The 19,781-nt window shown below is 59.0% G+C and carries 24 protein-coding genes and 5 tRNA genes; 10 read left to right on the forward strand and 19 right to left on the reverse strand.

All coding sequences use genetic code 11. The features are described from left to right. Window positions 1-37: 37 nt before the first annotated feature. The 3 genes from M5B43_RS04450 to M5B43_RS04460 all read right to left on the reverse strand — a co-directional run bounded on the left by M5B43_RS04450 (window position 38) and on the right by M5B43_RS04460 (window position 1,044). Window positions 38-343, reverse strand: coding sequence for a DUF6388 family protein (locus M5B43_RS04450; RefSeq protein WP_248748957.1), 306 nt, complete (start codon window positions 341-343; stop codon window positions 38-40). Window positions 344-493: 150 nt separating this feature from the next. Beyond that, window positions 494-566 (reverse strand) — tRNA-Thr (locus M5B43_RS04455). A gap of 64 nt (window positions 567-630) precedes the next feature. Then, entirely contained in the window at window positions 631-1,044 is a 414-nt protein-coding gene (locus M5B43_RS04460) for a pilin (protein ID WP_283099367.1), read from the reverse strand. A 202-nt stretch (window positions 1,045-1,246) separates the two neighbouring features. Between M5B43_RS04460 and M5B43_RS04465 the strand changes: the two genes are divergently transcribed. The 4 genes from M5B43_RS04465 to yacG are packed head-to-tail and all read left to right on the forward strand — an operon-like array spanning window position 1,247 to window position 4,135. Next, window positions 1,247-2,455 (forward strand): type II secretion system F family protein, encoded by a 1,209-nt coding sequence (locus M5B43_RS04465; RefSeq protein WP_248748959.1) that lies wholly within the window; start codon window positions 1,247-1,249, stop codon window positions 2,453-2,455. After that, entirely contained in the window at window positions 2,452-3,318 is an 867-nt protein-coding gene (locus M5B43_RS04470; RefSeq protein WP_248748960.1) for an A24 family peptidase, read from the forward strand. Before M5B43_RS04465 ends, M5B43_RS04470 begins: the two co-directional genes overlap by 4 nt. Then, window positions 3,315-3,938: a dephospho-CoA kinase gene (gene coaE, locus M5B43_RS04475; RefSeq protein WP_248748961.1), complete on the forward strand. Its 624-nt coding sequence runs from the start codon at window positions 3,315-3,317 to the stop codon at window positions 3,936-3,938. The genes M5B43_RS04470 and coaE overlap by 4 nt, the downstream gene beginning before the upstream one ends. Beyond that, window positions 3,935-4,135, forward strand: coding sequence for a DNA gyrase inhibitor YacG (yacG, locus tag M5B43_RS04480; RefSeq protein ID WP_248748962.1), 201 nt, complete (start codon window positions 3,935-3,937; stop codon window positions 4,133-4,135). The genes coaE and yacG overlap by 4 nt, the downstream gene beginning before the upstream one ends. On the opposite strand, the gene M5B43_RS04485 is transcribed toward yacG, so the two are convergent. Beyond that, window positions 4,132-4,347 carry a hypothetical protein gene (locus tag M5B43_RS04485; RefSeq protein WP_003171680.1) on the reverse strand — a complete coding sequence of 72 codons (216 nt, stop codon included), beginning with the start codon at window positions 4,345-4,347 and terminating at the stop codon, window positions 4,132-4,134. The two genes, yacG and M5B43_RS04485, sit on opposite strands and share 4 nt — an antisense overlap. A 67-nt stretch (window positions 4,348-4,414) precedes the next feature. Then, window positions 4,415-5,104: an energy-coupling factor ABC transporter permease gene (locus M5B43_RS04490; protein WP_248748963.1), complete on the reverse strand. Its 690-nt coding sequence runs from the start codon at window positions 5,102-5,104 to the stop codon at window positions 4,415-4,417. 129 nt (window positions 5,105-5,233) lie between these two features. On the opposite strand from M5B43_RS04490, the gene M5B43_RS04495 reads away from it, so the two are divergent. The 3 genes from M5B43_RS04495 to M5B43_RS04505 all read left to right on the forward strand — a co-directional run bounded on the left by M5B43_RS04495 (window position 5,234) and on the right by M5B43_RS04505 (window position 7,485). Continuing rightward, window positions 5,234-5,863, forward strand: coding sequence for a DUF1780 domain-containing protein (locus M5B43_RS04495; RefSeq protein ID WP_053254334.1), 630 nt, complete (start codon window positions 5,234-5,236; stop codon window positions 5,861-5,863). A gap of 89 nt (window positions 5,864-5,952) precedes the next feature. Further along, on the forward strand, window positions 5,953-6,126 hold the full coding sequence (locus tag M5B43_RS04500; RefSeq protein WP_248748964.1) for a DUF3094 family protein: 174 nt from the start codon (window positions 5,953-5,955) through the stop codon (window positions 6,124-6,126). Window positions 6,127-6,186: 60 nt separating this feature from the next. Beyond that, window positions 6,187-7,485, forward strand: a complete 1,299-nt coding sequence (locus M5B43_RS04505; RefSeq protein ID WP_248748965.1) for an NAD(P)/FAD-dependent oxidoreductase — start codon at window positions 6,187-6,189, stop codon at window positions 7,483-7,485. Between the two features lie 177 nt (window positions 7,486-7,662). Here M5B43_RS04505 and M5B43_RS04510 read toward each other — a convergent pair. From M5B43_RS04510 to rluD, 7 genes are all read right to left on the reverse strand, one after another. Next, window positions 7,663-7,739 (reverse strand) — tRNA-Pro (locus M5B43_RS04510). A 94-nt stretch (window positions 7,740-7,833) separates the two neighbouring features. Next, window positions 7,834-7,909: transfer RNA gene (locus M5B43_RS04515), tRNA-Lys, on the reverse strand. Between the two features lie 5 nt (window positions 7,910-7,914). Continuing rightward, window positions 7,915-7,991: transfer RNA gene (locus tag M5B43_RS04520), tRNA-Pro, on the reverse strand. 10 nt (window positions 7,992-8,001) lie between these two features. Then, window positions 8,002-8,077: transfer RNA gene (locus M5B43_RS04525), tRNA-Asn, on the reverse strand. Between the two features lie 303 nt (window positions 8,078-8,380). After that, window positions 8,381-10,945, reverse strand: a complete 2,565-nt coding sequence (gene clpB, locus M5B43_RS04530; protein WP_248748966.1) for an ATP-dependent chaperone ClpB — start codon at window positions 10,943-10,945, stop codon at window positions 8,381-8,383. 154 nt (window positions 10,946-11,099) lie between these two features. Continuing rightward, a complete protein-coding gene (pgeF, locus tag M5B43_RS04535; RefSeq protein ID WP_248748967.1) occupies window positions 11,100-11,825 on the reverse strand; it encodes a peptidoglycan editing factor PgeF in 726 nt (241 codons plus the stop codon). After that, the gene (gene rluD / locus M5B43_RS04540) at window positions 11,822-12,784 is read right to left on the reverse strand and encodes a 23S rRNA pseudouridine(1911/1915/1917) synthase RluD (protein WP_024073341.1); all 963 of its coding nucleotides are present in this window, start codon (window positions 12,782-12,784) and stop codon (window positions 11,822-11,824) included. The genes pgeF and rluD overlap by 4 nt, the downstream gene beginning before the upstream one ends. Before the next feature lie 149 nt (window positions 12,785-12,933). On the opposite strand from rluD, the gene M5B43_RS04545 reads away from it, so the two are divergent. Further along, window positions 12,934-13,959, forward strand: coding sequence for an outer membrane protein assembly factor BamD (locus M5B43_RS04545; protein ID WP_248748968.1), 1,026 nt, complete (start codon window positions 12,934-12,936; stop codon window positions 13,957-13,959). Window positions 13,960-14,083: 124 nt separating this feature from the next. Continuing rightward, on the forward strand, window positions 14,084-14,317 hold the full coding sequence (locus M5B43_RS04550; RefSeq protein WP_248748969.1) for a PP0621 family protein: 234 nt from the start codon (window positions 14,084-14,086) through the stop codon (window positions 14,315-14,317). On the opposite strand, the gene thiO is transcribed toward M5B43_RS04550, so the two are convergent. The 5 genes from thiO to pilV all read right to left on the reverse strand — a co-directional run bounded on the left by thiO (window position 14,304) and on the right by pilV (window position 17,611). Further along, a complete protein-coding gene (gene thiO / locus M5B43_RS04555) occupies window positions 14,304-15,413 on the reverse strand; it encodes a glycine oxidase ThiO (RefSeq protein ID WP_248748970.1) in 1,110 nt (369 codons plus the stop codon). The genes M5B43_RS04550 and thiO overlap by 14 nt on opposite strands. A gap of 62 nt (window positions 15,414-15,475) precedes the next feature. Beyond that, on the reverse strand, window positions 15,476-15,877 hold the full coding sequence (locus M5B43_RS04560; protein ID WP_248748971.1) for a type IV pilin protein: 402 nt from the start codon (window positions 15,875-15,877) through the stop codon (window positions 15,476-15,478). Window positions 15,878-15,888: 11 nt separating this feature from the next. Beyond that, window positions 15,889-16,419 carry a PilX N-terminal domain-containing pilus assembly protein gene (locus tag M5B43_RS04565; protein WP_248748972.1) on the reverse strand — a complete coding sequence of 177 codons (531 nt, stop codon included), beginning with the start codon at window positions 16,417-16,419 and terminating at the stop codon, window positions 15,889-15,891. A 5-nt stretch (window positions 16,420-16,424) separates the two neighbouring features. Further along, window positions 16,425-17,129 carry a prepilin-type N-terminal cleavage/methylation domain-containing protein gene (locus tag M5B43_RS04570; RefSeq protein WP_248748973.1) on the reverse strand — a complete coding sequence of 235 codons (705 nt, stop codon included), beginning with the start codon at window positions 17,127-17,129 and terminating at the stop codon, window positions 16,425-16,427. Then, window positions 17,126-17,611, reverse strand: coding sequence for a type IV pilus modification protein PilV (gene pilV / locus M5B43_RS04575; RefSeq protein WP_349292351.1), 486 nt, complete (start codon window positions 17,609-17,611; stop codon window positions 17,126-17,128). Before pilV ends, M5B43_RS04570 begins: the two co-directional genes overlap by 4 nt. A 205-nt stretch (window positions 17,612-17,816) precedes the next feature. On the opposite strand from pilV, the gene M5B43_RS04580 reads away from it, so the two are divergent. Further along, window positions 17,817-18,347, forward strand: coding sequence for a GspH/FimT family pseudopilin (locus M5B43_RS04580; RefSeq protein WP_248748975.1), 531 nt, complete (start codon window positions 17,817-17,819; stop codon window positions 18,345-18,347). A 4-nt stretch (window positions 18,348-18,351) separates the two neighbouring features. Here the strand turns inward: M5B43_RS04580 and ispH are convergent, their stop codons facing one another. Both ispH and M5B43_RS04590 read right to left on the reverse strand, forming a co-directional pair. After that, window positions 18,352-19,299, reverse strand: a complete 948-nt coding sequence (ispH, locus tag M5B43_RS04585; protein ID WP_248748976.1) for a 4-hydroxy-3-methylbut-2-enyl diphosphate reductase — start codon at window positions 19,297-19,299, stop codon at window positions 18,352-18,354. A 41-nt stretch (window positions 19,300-19,340) separates the two neighbouring features. Beyond that, on the reverse strand, window positions 19,341-19,778 hold the full coding sequence (locus M5B43_RS04590; protein ID WP_197880190.1) for a peptidylprolyl isomerase: 438 nt from the start codon (window positions 19,776-19,778) through the stop codon (window positions 19,341-19,343). Window positions 19,779-19,781 lie beyond the last annotated feature (3 nt).

Raw genomic sequence — 19,781 nt, forward strand, 5'->3', positions numbered from 1 at the left:
GCAAAGGAGCGAGTGTGCTCGCTCCTTCTGTCACGCCTCAGATCGCGAGATTATTCATCCCGCAATACTCGTTCCAGTCGACACCCAGCACCGCGGCGGCCTCTTTGTGCAACGCAAGACGCGCCGTCTCGAACTCTTCCGGGGTCGAGGTGTACTTCAGGGTCAATTCCCACGGCTGCAAGCCCTGGGCTTCTGCCTCATCTTCAAACGACCATTGGATCTGGTCTTTTTGATCGTCGGGGCTCAGGTCCTTGATCTCATCCAGCAGTTCCGGCGACTCCGCGACGTACTTTTTGAGGGCTGCTTCGTGTCGCGCTTCCTGGGTCACTTCTTGTGTGGTCATGTTGTTCTCTTAGATCGAGGAATGGGGATGCATCTGGGTCATCAAGGTTGCGCAGATACGAAAGAGCGAGCATGAATGCCGGCTCGTCTGGCCTTCAGAACCATTCTGGGATCATCTGAAAACATTGCCTTTGAAACAGTGGTGCCTTTTTGCCCGAGACAGGAATCGAACCTGCGACCTTCGCGTTACGAGTGCGCTGCTCTACCAGCTGAGCTACACGGGCGGTGGGCTAAAGCTAGCACCGCATTGGCGATGCAGCAACTGACTCACCTACCGCCCAGCGTCAGTTACGCCCCATCGACGCCGCAACCCTTGGCAACGTATTGCGCCTCAGCCGTGGTTGCACATGCCCAGCCCGTGGTGGCACTGCGCGTCAATGTGATGGTCTTGCCCAGCACGGGCGCAGGCGCATCGAGTATTTCGCAACGGATGGAGCCGGCACCGGTGGCTACATCCCCCGCTACGTCGATCTTGCAATTGGCGGTAGGGCTGGTCCCACCGATCAGGGCCAGCGTCGGCACGGTACCCTGGTTGATAACGTCCTCGTACCCGGCCTTCAGCGCGGTGATTTCAGCCAACCCCGCCGTGAACTTGGTCTTGGCCTGGTGCTTGGTATACATGGGCAAACCGATGGTGGCCAAAATGCCGATGATTGCCACGACGATCAACAACTCGATCAAGGTAAAGCCTTTCTGACGCATCACATTCACTCTCCAGAATAGAAACCCAAACAAGGCGCGTCCTGCGCCCCGCATTGTGCAGCGGCGCCAGTGTACTCATCCGTGAGCAGCCAAACGCACGCAAGAAGCACATTCTGACATTTTATCGCCCACCTACGACCTGTTCGAGTCCGTCACCTGACTAAGCTATAAAGCTTCGACGACCTGTGTGCGGAAACGTGACATGAATGACGCTTCAACGATCTACGCCTGGGAAGGCATCAACCGCAAAGGGCGCAGGGTGTCTGGGCAAACTACTGGCCAAAGCCTGTCGCTGATCAAGGCTCAACTGCGCCAGCAAGGAATCTGCCCCGGCCGTGTGCGCAAAAAAGCCTCGCACCTGCCAAGCCTTGTTCCACCGATAAAACCCGCCGACATCGCCCTGTTCACCCGCCAGTTGGCAACACTTCTGAAAGCGGGCATACCCCTGTTGCAAGCCTTCGACATCATTTGCGAAGGCTTCGAAAGCCGGCAGATGCGTGAGCTTATAAAGGGCCTGAAACAGGAGATCGCCGCCGGTAACAACCTGGCGGCAGCGCTGCGCAAACACCCGCGCTACTTCGATGAGTTGTATTGCCACCTGGTCATCGCCGGTGAACAGGCCGGGGCCCTGGAAACCCTGCTGGAGCGGCTGGCGGTGCACCAGGAAAAAAGCCAACGGCTCAAGGTGCGAATCAGGAAAGCCATGACTTACCCCATCGCCGTCATCGTGATTGCCTGCCTGGTCAGCACATTCCTGCTGATCCACGTGGTGCCACAGTTTCAGAACCTGTTTGCCGGGGTCGATGGCCAACTGCCAGGCTTTACCTTGGGCGTGATTGCCTTGTCCGAATTCCTGCAACAGGCCTGGTGGATGGTAGCGCTGGGCCTGGGGGCAGCCATGGCAGGGTTGCGCCAGGCTTATGGCGCCTCATCTGGTTTTCGTTACTGGGTGGATACCGGTTTGTTGAACCTGCCGCTGGCAGGCACGCTGCTGAAAAAATCAGCCGTCGCCCGCTACGCGCGTACACTTTCAACCACCTTTGCAGCGGGTGTGCCCTTGCTGCAGGCGCTGGACTCCGTGGCGGGTGCGACGGACAATGGATTGTTCAAACAGGCGATCAAACATATGCGTCACGATGTCTCCACGGGCATGCCGTTAAACCAGTCCATGGCCGTCAGCGGCTTGTTTCCTGGCATGGCGATACAGATGACAGCAATCGGCGAAGAGTCCGGCATGCTCGATCGCATGCTGGAAAAGGTCGCGAACCACTATGAGGCGGACGTAGACACCCTGGTCGACAACCTCACCAGCTTGATGGAACCGCTGATCATGGTTGTATTGGGCGGTATTGTCGGCGCGCTGGTGATTGCGATGTACCTGCCGGTCTTTGAACTGGGTACGGCATTTTGAGCTTGCTGCTGAGTGAACACCCCTGGGTATTTGTCGGTATGGCGCTGGTGCTGGGCCTGATCGTCGGTAGCTTTCTCAATGTGCTGGTGTGGCGCCTGCCGAAAATGCTCGAGCGGGAGTGGCGAGCCCAGGCCCATGAGATCCTCGGCTTGCCCGCCGAGCCTGCGGGGCCGGCCTACAACCTGATGCGCCCCAATTCCTGCTGCCCGCATTGTGACCACCCGATTCGCCCCTGGGAAAATATCCCCGTACTCAGCTACCTGATACTCAGGGGGCGTTGCGCCCATTGCAGGGAACCTATCAGCCCCCGTTACCCCTTCACCGAACTGGCGTGCGCGCTGATCTGCGCCACGGTTGCCTGGCACTTCGGTTTTGGCTGGCAAGCCGGCGCGGTGATGGTGTTGAGCTGGGGGTTACTGGCCATGAGCCTGATCGACGCGGACCATCAACTGCTGCCCGATGTGCTGGTGCTGCCGTTGCTGTGGCTGGGGCTCATCCTTAACAGCGCAGACATGCTGGCGACACTGCCCTCTGCGCTGTGGGGCGCGGTCATTGGATACATGAGCCTATGGAGCGTGTTCTGGCTGTTCAAGCTGGTCACCGGCAAGGATGGCATGGGCCATGGCGACTTCAAGTTGTTGGCACTGCTCGGTGCCTGGGGTGGCTGGCAGATTCTGCCGATGACACTGCTGATGGCCTCACTGTTCGGCGTGTTTGCCGGGCTGCTCCTGATGCGCTTGCGCAAGGCCCAGGCGTCGACACCCATGCCGTTTGGACCTTATCTGGCGATTGCCGGCTGGATTGCATTGCTCTGGGGTGGTCAAATAACCGACTTCTATTTGCAGTCTGTCGGTTTCAGATGACCATTCCTGTTGCAACACCCTGGATCCTTGGCCTCACGGGCGGCATCGGCAGCGGTAAAAGCGCTGCTGCCGAGCACTTTACCCGCCTGGGCGTCGACCTGGTCGATGCCGACCATGCCGCCCGCTGGGTCGTTGAGCCTGGCCGGCCGGCACTGGCGCGTATTGCCGAGCATTTCGGCAGTCACGTGCTGCAGCCTGACGGCCAGCTGGACCGCGCCGCGTTGCGCAAACTGATATTTGAAGTACCCGAGGAACGTCGCTGGCTTGAAGCCTTGCTACACCCGTTGATTGGCGAAGAGATCCGCAGCCACTTGGCGCGTGCACGGTCGCCTTACGCGATCCTGGTGTCACCCCTGCTGATCGAGTCAGGCCAATACAGCCTGACCCAGCGCATCCTGGTGATCGACGTGCCGCAATCGCTGCAGATTCAGCGTACCCTGCAGCGCGACGGCATCAGCGAACACCAGGTGCAGGCAATTCTCAAGGCCCAGTCCAGCCGCGAAGACCGCCTGAACCATGCCGATGACGTACTGGTCAATGACCAGGACCTTGCCTGGCTGCACAGCGAGGTCGAGCGACTGCACCACTTTTACCTTACTTTGCGTGGAGGCCGATCATGAGCCAACCCTTGACCGTCGAATGCCCAACCTGCGGCGCACCCGTGGAATGGAAAGCGGCCAACCTCAACCGGCCGTTCTGTTCGGACCGTTGCAAACTCATCGACCTGGGTGCCTGGGCCGCTGAAGAACACAAGATCCCCGTGGCCCCGGATGCCGAAGACGAACTGTTTTCCGAAGACCTGCCACAGCGCCACTAAGGTCGCATAAAGGCATATTCCTGCTGGTCGTCGAGGTTTTCTGCCAGGTATTGCAGCTCGTCGGCCAGGTCTTCAAAACTGCGCACGCCCTTGCTCTGTTGCACCACCGCACTGAGCATGGCGCGCAAGGTCAAGCCTGGGTCAAAACCGATTTCCTGCGCCGCGTCCTGGCTTCTGCGCAACTCCTGCCGTGCCCATTCATACACACTCATGATGATCCGTGCTCCTGGAAGTTTTGCAGAGCATGGGCCTGCACAGTTGCATGGGGTTTGATCTGGATCAACGCTGCGAATCGTCATCCTTCCACGGCGCCGAGAGGTAGCGGGTGCGGTTGAACGTCTCCAGCCATTCCGGGCAGAACACCACCAAGGCACTGATGACCATGCCGTTGATAAAGGCTTCAGGGAAGATGATCAGCCACAAGTAGCCAACAAAGTCTTCCAACCATTCAGGCATCGCAAATCGGCCATCGAACCACAACAAACCCAGGCCAACCAACAAGCAGAGTAACGCCGACAGTGCTGCGGCAAAAAAACCGGAACAGAAGATGTACACAAAGGGGTTTCGCGGTTGTGCCCGCTCCACCAACAACGCACAACCCTCAGTGACCAATACCGGCAACACAATCAGCAGCAGGCCGTTGACGCCGAGCGCAGCCAGGTCTTGGCGCCCCAACAGCATCAAGCCCAGTTGGGCAGCAAACCCACCGACAATTGCCAGCGGCCAATCCAGCAGCAGGGTCACTGCCGTCATGCCAATAAAGTGGTAGGAAACCCCGGTATCGAAATCCCGTCGCACCAGCCACAGCATAAATAGCGCAAACACTGTACCGAACAGCAAATGCTGGCGCCGTCGGTCGGCAAATAACTCAACCCATGGCGAACGCAAAATGGCCCACATCACCACCGGCGCGTACAACAACCCGCCGATGCCGAGGGTAAGCGGCGCCAGAACCGCTGCACTGATCACAGGTGCAATACCTTCATCAAAAGCCTCACCGCACACCTCATCCCTGGGCTTGCTGCCAAGAGACCAGTCTACACCGACGTTTTAAAGCAAGACTTCCTGTGGTCATCATTTGAACGCTAAGCTGCAAATATGGATGACTCAGATTATTTGCGCCTGCTCACCGTAGCAGCCGAACAAGCCAACGCGTTCCTGTCCAATGCCCGCAAATGGGAGCGCGAGCGTTGGGTCTGCCAGCGCCTGCTGCAAGGCTTGAATGTGCCTTATCGTGCCGAAGAGTTTCACCCCGCAGGCCAAGAGCCGCCGGACGTGTTATTTCGCGACGCCAGCTTCGAGGTGTTTTTCGTCCTGGATGAAGGCCGCCGCCTGAACGACGAATGGCGCGACGAGTTGTTGCGGCGACGCAGCGCTTTCTCCTTGAGCCAACTGGTACGACGCGAAGCCAAGCCACGGCGCATACCCGCCCATGAGTTCCTGCTGCGCCTGGCACCGACACTGCGTAAAAAAGCCCACAACTACAAAGAGCGCGGGATGGACCTGGGGGAACTGGACCTCATCGCGTTCACCAGCCTCAAGCGCGAAGTGCTGGACCTCAACAGCCACTTTCCACCACCGACCGAGTACCTGCGCCAAGGCTGGCGTTCGCTGTCACTGGTAGGCCCGACCTTCGCCCGAGTGCTGTTCGCCCACCCCGACGCACCGGATTTCTTGCGCAACAACCTGGGGCGCAGCATAGTATTCGACGTGGGCATCAGCCTGTGAGACGGGCACCGGCTACGCTTGTGGCGATACCGCCAATCTCCTGACTGTAACGTGGCGCCCTTTTGCAACGTCTACCTGACGAGGCCTTTATGACCAGCCGCCTGAACCCCGATGACCAACAGCATGTCGAAGAGTACCTGCAACTCTCCCAAAACCGAGTCGAGCGCAAGCCTTTCCGGCCGTGGCTGCTCCTGGGTGTGGTGCTGGCGACGGTGATTGGGCTCGGCCTGCTGAGTCGCCTATTGAGTTACCTGACGCTGTGAGCTGCCTTGCGCTCGCGGGGGTAACTGCTCCGATTTCTTTTAGCCTTGCGAGATATCCCCATGACCCATCGTATTATTATCGTCGGCGGCGGCGCCGGCGGCCTGGAGTTGGCGACCCGCCTGGGTAAGACTCTGGGCAAGCGCGGCACCGCCAGCATCACGCTGGTGGACGCCAACCTGACCCATATCTGGAAGCCGCTGCTGCACGAAGTGGCGGCCGGCTCGTTGAACTCGTCGGAAGATGAACTCAATTATGTCGCCCAGGCAAAATGGAACCATTTCGAGTTCCAGCTTGGACGCATGAGCGGGCTTGACCGCGAACAGAAGAAAATCCAGCTGGCCGCCACCCTCGACGAGGAAGGCCGTGAGCTGGTACCCGCGCGCGTGCTGAGCTACGACAGCCTGGTGATCGCGGTGGGCAGTACCACCAACGATTTCGGCACCGAGGGCGCAGCGCAGCACTGCCTGTTCCTCGACACCCGCAAACAGGCCGAGCGCTTCCATCAGCAATTGCTCAACCATTACCTGCGGGCCCACGCTGGCCAGACCGATGTGGAAGAAAAAATCAGCGTCGCCATCGTCGGCGCTGGCGCCACCGGGGTTGAACTGGCCGCAGAGCTGCATAACGCAGCCCATGAACTGGCGGCCTACGGCCTGGATCGAATCAAGCCGGAGAACATGCACATCACCCTCATCGAAGCGGGCCCACGGGTGCTACCTGCCCTACCGGAGCGCATCGGCGGGCCTGTGCATAAAACCCTGGAGAAGCTCGGGGTGACGGTGCTGACCAACTCGGCGGTCAGCGAAGTGACGGCCGACGCCCTGATCACCAGCAGCGGCCAGGTGATTCCAGCCAGCCTCAAGGTATGGGCCGCCGGGATTCGCGCACCGGCTTTCCTCAAGGACATTGATGGCCTGGAAACCAACCGCATCAATCAACTGCAAGTGCTGCAAACACTGCAGACAACCCGTGACGAAAACATCTTTGCCTTTGGTGATTGCGCAGCCTGCCCACAACCGGGCACCGACCGCAATGTACCGCCACGAGCCCAGGCTGCTCACCAGCAGGCTTCGCTGCTGGCCAAGTCGCTGAAGCTGAGGATTGAAGGCAAGGAGCTGCCGACCTACAAGTACACCGACTACGGCTCGCTCATTTCACTGTCGCGGTTCTCGGCAGTGGGTAACTTGATGGGCAACCTGACCGGCAGCGTGATGCTGGAAGGCTGGCTGGCGCGGATGTTCTATGTGTCGCTGTATCGCATGCACCAGATGGCCCTGTATGGCTTCTTCCGCACGGCGATGCTGATGCTGGGCAGCAAGATCGGGCGCGGGACCGAGCCGCGTCTCAAGCTTCACTAAAAACACGGCCCCAGGTGAGAGGGGGCTTGCTCCCGATGGCGGTGGGTCAGCCAAGTAATGAGTGGCTGGCACACTGTTATCGGGAGCAGACCCCCTCCCACATTAGTTTTGTGTTGAGGTTGAGATAATTTCAGGCAAAAAAAATCCCCGTATCTTTCGATACGAGGACTTTTAATATGGTCGGGGTAAGGGGATTCGAACTCCTGACATCCTGCTCCCAAAGCAGGCGCGCTACCGGACTGCGCTATACCCCGGTAAAAAAAAGGCGACCTTTCAGTCGCCTTCTTCGATCAGTGCTTTTGGCCTCTGATCTTAAGATTCGATTCCAGCCTGAACTGGTCTCAAAAATGGTGGGTCGTGTGGGATTCGAACCTACGACCAATTGGTTAAAAGCCAACTGCTCTACCAACTGAGCTAACGACCCAAAAATGGTCGGGGTAAGGGGATTCGAACTCCTGACATCCTGCTCCCAAAGCAGGCGCGCTACCGGACTGCGCTATACCCCGGTTTTGAAATTGGCTCCGTGACCAGGACTCGAACCTGGGACCCAATGATTAACAGTCATTTGCTCTACCGACTGAGCTATCACGGAACTACACATTTCAAATGTACAACTTTTACTGCGATGTAAGCTTCTCTTCGGCTTGTCCGTATCGCTACGTTCATGTCTCTGAGGCGCGCTATTCTACAATCTTAAAAACCCCTGTCAACCCTTTAAATTGCTTTTAAGACAATGATTTGCGCTTCTTTCTGATTTCTTCTTGGGGAGAAGAAACCCGTGGGCTGACGTTGCTGCGGGGCGCACTTTACAAGCCTTTGCCTTACAGTTCAACGCCCTATCGAAAAAAAAGGCCCCGCAACGCGGAGCCTCTTCTTGCAGCACCAACCCATGGGCTTAGTGGAAGACGATTTCGTCGTCTTTCACCGTGGCAGTGACACGCGAGCCAGGCATAAAGCTGCCCGACAGGATCAACTGGGCCAGAGGGTTCTCGATCCAGCGCTGGATCGCACGTTTCAGAGGCCGTGCGCCATATACCGGGTCGTAACCGACCGCGATCAGCTTGTCCAATGCCTCGCCGCTCAGCTCCAGGTCCAGCTCGCGCTCGGCCAGGCGGCTGCGCAGACGGCCCAACTGGATCTCAGTGATCCCTGCGATCTGATCTCGCGCCAAAGGTTCGAAGATCACGACTTCATCGACCCGGTTGATAAACTCCGGACGGAAGTGGGTGGTCAACGCATCCATGACCGCAGCACGCTGGGCTTCACGATCACCCACCAGCTCCTGGATCTGCGCAGAACCCAGGTTGGAGGTCATCACGATCACCGTATTGCGGAAGTCCACCGTGCGGCCGTGGCTATCCGTCAGGCGACCATCTTCCAGTACCTGCAGCAAGATGTTGAACACATCCGGGTGCGCCTTCTCCACCTCATCCAGCAAGATCACCGAGTAAGGCTTACGCCGCACAGCCTCAGTCAGGTAACCGCCCTCTTCGTAGCCCACATAGCCTGGTGGGGCACCAATCAAGCGAGCTACCGAGTGTTTCTCCATGAATTCGGACATATCGATCCGCACCATGGCCTCTTCAGTATCAAAGAGGAACTCGGCCAATGCCTTGCACAGCTCAGTCTTACCCACACCAGTCGGGCCCAGGAACATGAACGAGCCGCTCGGGCGATTCGGGTCGGATAACCCGGCGCGCGAACGTCGCACTGCGTTGGACACCGCCACCACGGCCTCGTCCTGGCCGATGACACGCTGGTGCAACAGGCTTTCCATCTTCAGCAGCTTGTCGCGCTCACCTTCGAGCATTTTCGACACTGGGATACCGGTCCACTTGGAGACCACTTCGGCAATTTCTTCCTCGGTGACCTTGTTGCGCAGCAACTGGTTCTCAGGCTTGCCATGCTGGTCGACCATCTGCAGGCTGCGTTCCAGATCCGGGATCACCCCGTACTGCAACTCGGCCATGCGGTTCAGGTCGCCTTTACGGCGCGCAGCTTCCAGCTCCTGGCGGGACTGCTCGATCTTTTGCTGAATCTGTGCAGAACCCTGTACTTCGGCTTTTTCCGAGGTCCAGATTTCTTCAAGATCCGAATACTCACGCTCCAGGCGGATGATTTCTTCCTGGAGTTTTCCCAGGCGTTTCTTCGCCGCCTCGTCCTCTTCTTTCTTCAGTGCCTGGGATTCGACTTTCAGTTGAATCAGGCGCCGATCAAGACGGTCGAGCACTTCCGGCTTGGAGTCGATCTCCATACGGATCCGGCTGGCCGCTTCGTCGATCAGGTCGATGGCCTTGTCGGGCAACTGCCGATCGGTGATATAGCGATGGCTCAACTTGGCCGCCGCAATGATTGCGCCATCGGTGATCGCCACTTTGTGGTGGACTTCATAGCGCTCTTTCAAGCCACGCAAAATTGCAATGGTGTCTTCTTCGCTGGGCTCTTCCACCAATACTTTCTGGAAACGACGCTCAAGGGCCGCGTCCTTTTCAATGTACTGACGGTATTCGTTGAGCGTGGTCGCCCCCACACAATGCAGCTCACCGCGCGCCAACGCAGGCTTGAGCATGTTGCCGGCGTCCATGGAGCCTTCGCCTTTGCCGGCGCCGACCATGGTGTGCAGTTCGTCGATGAACAGAATGATCTGGCCTTCCTGCTTCGACAGTTCGTTAAGCAAGGATTTCAGACGCTCTTCAAACTCGCCACGGAACTTGGCACCGGCAATCAACGAACCCATGTCCAGGGACAACAGGCGCTTGCCTTTAAGGCCGTCGGGCACTTCACCATTAATGATGCGCTGGGCCAGCCCTTCGGCAATGGCGGTTTTACCCACGCCTGGCTCGCCAATCAGAACCGGGTTGTTTTTGGTGCGACGCTGCAGGACCTGGATGGTCCGACGAATTTCATCGTCACGGCCAATCACCGGGTCAAGCTTGCCCTCTTCGGCGCGCTTGGTCAGGTCAACGGTGTATTTATCCAGCGCCTGGCGCGACTCCTCATGGTTGGGGTCGTTCACCGCTTCGCCGCCACGCAGGTTGTTGATGGCGTTCTCCAGGGCTTTCTTGCTCACACCCTGGCCCAGCAACAACTTGCCGAGCTTGCTGTTGTCATCCATCGCGGCGAGCAGCACAAGTTCGCTGGAGATGAATTGGTCACCTTTCTGTTGGGCCAGACGGTCAGCCTGGTTCAACAGGCGCGCCAGGTCCTGGGACATATTCACGTCGCCAGTCGGATTCTGGATTTTCGGCAATTGGTCGAGCTCTTTGCTCAACTCCTTGCGCAGGCTGTTGATGTCAAAACCCACCTGCATCAACAAGGGCTTGATAGAACCACCTTGTTGTTCCAGGAGCGCCTGCATCAAGTGGGCAGGCTCAATCGCCGGATGGTCGAGGCCGACCGCCAGGGATTGGGCATCAGATAAGGCCAACTGCAATTTGCTGGTTAAACGATCAATACGCATTAGTCACCTTCCTTTTGAGCAGGCCGGAGCTATCTAGGAGCGAGTGAACTCGCGAGAAACACATCCTGAATGATGAAACCTGCCAGATACCCGTATAGATGGGGGGGATTCTGGAAGATTCAAGCTACAGACAGTTGACCTGGATCAGAAGAGTCTAGCGCTCAAGCCAGACAAGAGAGGCAAACCGGCCAGTGCGAGGGCTGCGACGGTAAGAAAAGAAGCGCGGATCGGTGACGGTGCAAAAACCGCCACCATAGACAGCCGTGATACCGCGGGCAGCAAGCCGCAGGCGAGCCAATTGGTAGATGTCGGCCATGAACTTTCCGGGGTTGCGACTGGGCACAAAGGCTTCGACCGTTTCGGCATGTTCCTTCATAAAGGCTTCGCGCACTTCCGGGCCGACTTCAAAGGCATTTGGGCCAATTGCCGGCCCCAACCAGACCAACACTTCGCCAGGCTCAGCCTCCAGGCTTTCGAAAGCGGCCTCAAGCACACCCGCCGCCAAGCCACGCCACCCGGCATGGGCCGCTGCGACGCGGGTACCGGCACGGTTGCAGAACAACGCCGGAAGGCAATCGGCGGTCATCGATGTGCAGGCGATCCCAGGGGTGCTGGTCCAACTGCCATCCGCTTCGGCGATGCGTGAAGGGTCAGCCTCGACCACAGCCACCCCGTGAACCTGGCGTAGCCAGGCAGGCTGAATCTTGAACGATTCAGTAAGGCGGCGACGGTTTTCAACAACAGCCTCAAGGCTGTCCTCGACATGATCACCCAGGTTGAGGCTATCGAACGGCGCCAAACTGACGCCGCCCGCACGGGTGGTGACGCAGGCTTTGACCTGAGACGGCGCGGGCCAGTCAGGAATCAGCCAGTCACTCATCCGATAAATGCCTCACGGTCCTGCTTGAGCAATGACAACAACCAGACCAAGTCGTCTGGAAGAGGCGATTCCCAGCTCATACGCTTACCGCTCGTCGGATGATCCAGCTCCAGGAAGCGGGCATGCAGTGCCTGGCGAGGGAAGGACTTCAACGATTCAACCATGGTTGCACTGGCCGCCGGTGGAATGCGGAAGCGACCACCGTAGGCCGGATCTCCGACCAACGGGAAGTTAATGTGCGCCATGTGCACGCGAATCTGGTGCGTACGACCGGTTTCCAGCTTGACCCGTACGTGCGTGTGGGAGCGGAAGCGCTCCAGCACGCGGTAATGGCTAACGGCCTGCTTGCCGCCTTCCATCACCGCCATGCGCTGGCGCTGCTGGCCGTGGCGGCCGATAGGTGCGTTGATCTTGCCACCCGCCACCACGACGCCGATCACGATGCACTCGTAGATTCGGCTGACGCTACGGCTCTGCAACTGTGTGACCAGTTGCGTCTGGGCCTGAATGGTCTTGGCCACCACCATCAAGCCGGTGGTGTCCTTGTCCAGGCGGTGAACAATGCCGCAGCGCGGGACATTGATGATGTCCGGCACGTGGTGCAACAGGGCATTGAGCAAGGTGCCATCAGCGTGCCCGGCAGCCGGGTGAACCACCAGGCCAGCAGGTTTGTTGATGACCAGAATGTCGTCATCTTCATAGACGATATCCAGCTCAATGTCCTGGGCAACCCATTCTCCCTGGGCTTCCTGCTCGGCAGTCAGCTCAAGAATCGCACCGCCATGAACTATGTCTCGCGGGCGGATAACCGCTCCATCCACAGTCAGGCGGCCGTCTTTGATCCAGGCGGAAAGGCGCGAGCGCGAGTGCTCAGCGAATAATTGTGCGGCGACTTGATCGAGGCGTTGGCCGCCCAATTCGGACGGCACCTCTGCGCGAAGTTCAATTTTATCGGACATGCTCAGACTAGGCGTGGCGTAGCCTTTGGTTTCGGCTGCGCGCTTGTGGTTAAATACGGCGTCTTTTGCCCCGAGGCTTTCAACGGGGCGCTCATCATAACAGGACGGCCCCGCCCAAGACAGCGGCCGTCATAGGGACGCAAGCCGCCATGCAAGTGAAACACCTGCTGCTGATCGCCATCCTCGCCATGACTGCTGCTTGCTCGTCAACAAAGGACGTCGTCGACGAAAACCTGAGCGAAGTCGAGCTGTACCAGCAAGCTCAGAAAGACTTGGACAATAATAGCTACACCAGCGCCACAGCGAAGCTGAAGGCACTGGAGTCGCGCTATCCGTTCGGGCGCTACGCCGACCAGGCCCAGCTTGAGCTGATCTACGCCAACTACAAGAACGCCGAGCCGGAAGCTGCCAAGTCCGCCGCCGAGCGTTTTATCCGCCTGCACCCACAGCACCCGAACGTGGACTACGCCTACTACATGAAGGGCCTGACCTCGTTCGACCAGGACGTTGGCCTGCTGGCGCGCTTCCTGCCGCTGGATATGACCAAGCGTGACCCGGGTGCTGCCCGCGACTCCTACAACGAGTTCGCCCAGCTGACCAGCCGCTACCCCAACAGCCGCTACGCGCCGGACGCCAAGCAGCGCATGATCTACCTGCGCAACCTGTTGGCCTCCTACGAAATTCACGTAGCCCACTACTACCTGACCCGCCAGGCGTATGTAGCAGCCGCCAACCGTGGTCGTTATGTAGTGGAGAACTTCCAGGAAACCCCTTCCGTGGGTGACGGCCTGGCAGTGATGACCGAGGCTTACCAGCGCCTGCACCTGGACGCCCTGGCAAGCACCAGCCTGGAAACGCTGAAACTCAACTACCCGGACCATCCGAGCCTGAAAGACGGCCAGTTCGTGCCTCAGGTCGCCGAAGCTGACAACCGTTCGTGGCTGAGCAAGTACACCCTGGGCCTGATCGAATCCCGTCCACCGCTGCCGCCGGGCGAAACCCGCGCCAACCAGGACGTGATCAAACAGTACCAGGACGCCAAGGACGCCATTCCTTCGGACCTCAAGCCACATGACGAGAACGGTGACGTGATCGAAGAGCAGGCACCACAGGCCCTAGGAAACAACGAAGACCGCTCGTGGTTCAGCTACATGACCTTCGGTGTGTTCGATTGATTGTTTGATGCAACGTGAAAGGGAGCCCTCAGGGCTCCCTTTTTAATGGGCCAGCAGTACTGCGCTGTGCGCATTCCAGGCCCTTGGCTAAACTTGCTTATTCCACGTCGAGAAAGTGCCCATCATGCTTCGTCTACTGTTCTGGATTGCCGTCATTGCCGCCGCAGTATGGTTCTGGCGCAAATTCAAAAACCCTGCAGCCCTGCAGCAACGGTCCGCCGAGCCAGGTGCAGCCATGATGGTGCGGTGCGCCCACTGCGGCGTGCATCTACCACAAGATCGCGCGCTGAACTCACGGCAGGAGTGGTACTGCAGCCAAGCGCACCTGGAACAAGGGCCAAAGACTATCCAGCGTTGAGGCGACCGACGGGCGCGTAAGGCGCCGGATCAATGATCGGTGTACGCGCCAGCAGCAAATCGGCGAATAGCTGGCAGGACGCCGGCGCAAGCACCAGGCCGTTGCGGTAGTGCCCACAGTTGAGCCACAACCCCTTGAAACCAGGAACCTCGCCGATATAAGGGATACCCTCCGGCGAGCCGGGCCGCAAACCAGCCCAGTGCCCCACCACCTCGGCGCCTGCCAAGGCTGGAATCAGCTCAACCGCAGAAGCCTTGAGGCTTTCCAATGCTGTGTCGGTCGGCGTCTTGTCGAACCCTTCATGTTCCAACGTGCTGCCAATCAGAATGTGTCCATCACGTCGCGGTATCGCATAGCGCCCCTTGGCCAGGACCATACTCGACAAGAAGTCCGAAGCGCACTTGTACAAGATCATTTGGCCTTTGACCGGCTCAACCGGCAGCGACAAGCCCAGCGTGCCCAGTAACTTCCCACTCCAGGCTCCCGCGGCAAGCACGACCTGATCGCCAAAAACCTGACCTGTGGCCGTATTCACGCCCACCACGGCATCCCCATCCCGAACAAACCCTGAAACCTCACATTGCTCGTGAATTGTCACGTCGGGTAACGCCAGCAGCGCAGCTCTAAGGGATTTGACCAGCCGAGGGTTGCGCACATTGGCCACATCAGCCATGTAGATCGCCTGGGAGTAACCGCCCCCAAGCACCGGAACCGCATCATGGGCGGCCGACACATCCACTTTGCTCAGTGGCCTCCCCTCACGCGCAGCCCAGGCCAATGCTTCAGCCTCGTCATCCAGATCGAGCCAATACAGCCCCGTCGTGTGAACTTCAGGGTCGACACCGGTGGCAGTAAACAGCCGCTGCGCCAGTTGTGGATAAAAATCCTGGGACCAATGGGCCAAAGCAGTGACCGCTGGGCTGTAGCGCCACGGATACAACGGCGAAACAATACCCCCGCCCGCCCACGAAGATTCCTGCCCCAGCCCCGCACGCTCCAGCAGTATGACCGCCTGCCCTTGGGTGGCCAGGTTGAACGCCGTCAACAACCCAATGACTCCACCGCCGACAATCACTACTTGCTGTTGCTTAGCCATCATTTGATCCAGCCGATAAAAAGGGAAAGGCGCGCCCGGCGCCCATTCATCCAGCACTCGCATCACTGCCCCCAGCACGTCTTGCGCGACATCTCAGGCTGCGCCCCGGGATTGCTGCGCATACCGGTGCTGGTCAAGCTGAAGGTCCCACAGGCGTCGCTCGCCATGACTGAGTTCGCGGCAGGCGTCGCTAGCAGGTCAAAATCCTGGGGGTTTAATACAACACTGATTCTATAGTGATCATTGCCCGCGCTGATGCCGCCTGCATCAATAAAAGTGCCGTTCCTCGTGTAAAAACGCTCCAGATGCTGAGCTTGTTCCGTCAACAACGCGACGACTTGCGCGCGATACACCTTTTTTACCTGGCCGGTGTACCCGGGATAAGCGATCCCTGCCAGCAACGCGATGATCGCCACGACGATCAGTAGCTCGATCAGGGTAAACCCCTGGCTGTCCGTGCCCATCCAATTGCTCCTTATTGAAGTTGCCGCCATAGAATCCGCCGAAACCTCACGCTGCCCTCCTCGTCTACCCGCGCATAGACGGTCTCCAGCACCGTGCGCGATTGGCCACCGAGCCCGACGGCAGTCACCCGAAACAGCGCAGCCGGGGCATGCGAGGGCAAATGAACCAGCCCGGTACCACCCCCCAGGAATTGAACGCCGTAGAACCCACCCTTCATGGCCACCCACGTGATCGCCGAGACCGGGTTCACCCCGGCACCCACCAACGAAAAGGCTTCATCGGGGGGCGCACAAGTGATGATTGAGTGACACATGGGCAACGTGCGACCAACCGTCTGTACCGCCGACTCCCCCAATCTCAGGCCGCTTTCGGCACGTTGAAACGATTGGTTGCGTTGCCACAGGCTGCCGGCGTTTTTTTGCTGGGATATCGCGCCCTGCAATGCTGACAACCCCAGCAGTGACAACAGCAGCAGGAATACCAGGCTGACCAGCAACACCATGCCCACCTGCCGCACATGAATATCCTCACACTTGGTCATCGGCCCTACCCCAGCCGATTTCGCAGCGCCGCCACGACACTGTAGGTCTGATCTTTCACCCGCCCTGTCGGGTCTTGCAATGTCATGAGAATACGCACGCTACGTATCAACGCTTCGTCGAATGGGTTGCTGTCGTAACGCACCACCTCCATTGATGCCGGTTTCGCCGCCATGCCAAAACTGATCTCGAATGCCCCCACGTTTTCGATCAGTACGGCTTTGGCCGGTGCTGCCGGCGTACTGACCTTCACCTGCCCCGACTCGTAGGTGTAGGTGAGCTGGCGTAGGGCAAAACGGATCTGCCCAGGGAGAGGCGGGTATGTTCCCTCATAAGCCTGGGCGGCGGTCTTGCAGTCCGACAGTATCGTCCAGTCAGGCTTGCCGGCACCGTCGCCGACGTTCGCGGTAACCAATGTCAAAGCCTTTGTATTCCCCGACGCCACCCAGCTCACCGGCCGGTGAAAAGCGGCAGGAGCGCCCTCGATAAATGCCACATCCAGACAACCCAACATGCCCGCCTGGCGGATATCCTGCGTCATCTTGCTCAAGACGAACCGTGCATCATCCTGCAGCGTCATGGCGGCCTGCTGGCTGGCGTGGGTCAATCGCGAACTGATCAATACCTGGCTCGCCCCCAGTACCAGCAGCAGCCCGACGGCCAACGCCAGCAACAATTCCACCAGGCTGAACCCCCATGCACGACGGCTCATTGCAACGCTCCCGGCTCATTGGCGATGCGCCCGACCAGGGTGAAGGTTTCCTGTGCTGCCGGGCTGTTTACGACCCTCGCATTCTCCCAACTGATGCTGATGGTGACCTCCGGCCCGCTGACCGCCACGGCCCCTTTGGCCCCTTCGCCAGCAAAACCGATGATATTGGCCTCAAAGTCATGCAGGTCCACATCACGTACGCTGGCGGTCGAAGTGCTAGGCGGCGCCTGTTCGGATTTACCCCATGAGTAATCAGCGCCTGTGTTGGCGCGGATTCGGTCGAGCATGTCGTAGGCGATAAAACTGGCCTGGCTGGTCATCCTGGCGCTGTCGGTGTACTTGAGCGCATTGAGCTGGACCACCGCCGCCCCCAGGAGGCCGATGGCCAGGATCAACAACGCAACCAGCACCTCGACCAGGGTCATGCCAGATTGGTACCGATAAAAAGCGCGCAAATAAAATGTAGGTGGGCTGGCAAGCATTACCGTCGTCATCCATGTCGAAGGCCAGGGAAAGCAGGTAAAACCTGCCGTACGACCCAAGACTAGCGCCGGTTTTTGGTCGGCGCTGCGCCCGGAACAAAGGGAAATACTTTGGACAAAAAGGCCAGCATCCAGCGCCAAGGCCCACACGCTATACCTATACCGGCTGTTTGAAGATCGACTCGCGTCCACGGAGGGAGCGCACATGACACAACGAGGGTTCACCCTGATCGAATTACTGCTGGGGCTGATCGTGACCGGCTTCCTGGCGCAGCTGGCGGTACCCGGCTTCCAGGGATTGCTCGAGTCACAGCAACGCCAAGGCGCAGCCCAGTCCTTGGCCGCCGGGCTGCGCTACGCTCGCTCAGAGGCCATTGCACACAATCGCGCCGTGATCATTCATGCGCGGGACGAGGACTGGAGCCTGGGCTGGCGAGTGATACTGGATGCCAGCGGGCGTGGCCATCTGGACGATGACAATCCGGTACTGTTGGAGCAGCAAGGTAACCGGCGCGTTCCGATTGCGGGCAACGGGCCAGTCAAGGATCAAGTGCGTTTCAACGGATTGGGAGAGCCCGTCTTCACGGGTGGAGGGTTCCGCGCGGGCACCGTACATGTGTGCGATGCGAACCAGGCACAAAGCCTGTATCAGGTCGTGCTGGCCCCCAGCGGACGCATCAGCCTGCGCAGTGATAAGACCGAACAGGCATTATGCCGAGGCTCTTCCAGCACGTAGGGGTTCAAAGCAACGAACGAACCCGCAGTTCCTTGGGCATGGAGAACGTGATGTTCTCTTCACGACCGGCCAGCTCATCGGCGCCGGTAGCGCCCCAAGCCTGCAATTGCTGGATCACGCCGCGCACCAGGACTTCCGGAGCCGAAGCGCCCGCGGTGATCCCGATACGCTCGACACCCTCGAACCAACTGCGCTGCATGTCTTCGGCGCCGTCGATCAAGTAGGCAGGCGTGGCCATGCGCTCAGCCAGCTCGCGCAGGCGGTTGGAGTTGGAACTGTTCGGGCTGCCGACCACCAGCACCACGTCACACTCATCCGCCAGTTGCTTGACCGCATCCTGGCGGTTTTGCGTGGCGTAGCAGATGTCATCCTTGCGCGGGCCGCCAATAGCCGGGAAGCGCGTGCGCAGGGCATCGATAACACGGCTGGTATCGTCCATGGACAACGTGGTCTGGGTCACGAAGGCCAGGCGATCCGGATTGTGCACCTGCAAGTTGGCAACGTCTTTTTCGTCCTCCACCAAGTAGATGGCACCGCCATTGCTGGCATCGTACTGCCCCATGGTGCCTTCGACTTCGGGGTGGCCCGCGTGACCGATCAGGATGCACTCACGGCCGTCACGGCTGTAGCGCGCGACTTCGATATGCACCTTGGTCACCAGGGGGCAAGTGGCATCGAATACTTTCAGGCCGCGGCCTGCCGCTTCAGTGCGCACAGCTTGCGAAACGCCGTGGGCACTGAAGATCACAATAACGTCGTCCGGCACCTGGTCGAGCTCTTCGACAAAGATCGCGCCGCGTGCACGCAAGTCTTCGACCACAAACTTGTTGTGGACAACTTCGTGGCGCACATAAATCGGCGGCCCGAAGACTTCCAGGGCGCGGTTGACGATTTCGATCGCCCGGTCCACGCCGGCGCAGAAGCCACGGGGGTTGGCGAGTTTGATTTGCATGCTATGCCTCGTGTCTTGCCCTGATAGGCCGAATTCGTCAGTCAGAGCGCTTTAACGTCGATGATTTCTACATCAAACGTCAAGGTTTTACCGGCCAGCGGATGGTTGAAGTCGATGGTCACTTGCGCGTCATCGAAGGCTTTGACCACACCGGGCAACTCGGTATTGGCCGCATCATTGAAGATCACCAGCAGCCCTTCCGACAGGTCCATGCCATCAAACTGCGAACGCGGGATGATCTGTACATTTTGCGGGTTGGGTTGGCCAAAGGCGTTTTCCGGCAAAATCTGCAGGTTGCGCTTATCGCCGGCCTTGAAGCCGAACAGGGCCGCCTCAAAACCCGGCAGCAGGTTACCGTCGCCGACCTTGAAGGTCGCCGGGGCCTTGTCAAACGTGCTGTCGACCGTGTCGCCATTCTCCAGGCGCAATGCGAAATGCAAAGTGACTTCCGTGTTCTGGCCGATACGTTGTTCAGCCAATAC

It is taken from the genome of Pseudomonas sp. MWU15-20650 (genome assembly GCF_023242475.1).
Lineage (GTDB): Bacteria > Pseudomonadota > Gammaproteobacteria > Pseudomonadales > Pseudomonadaceae > Aquipseudomonas.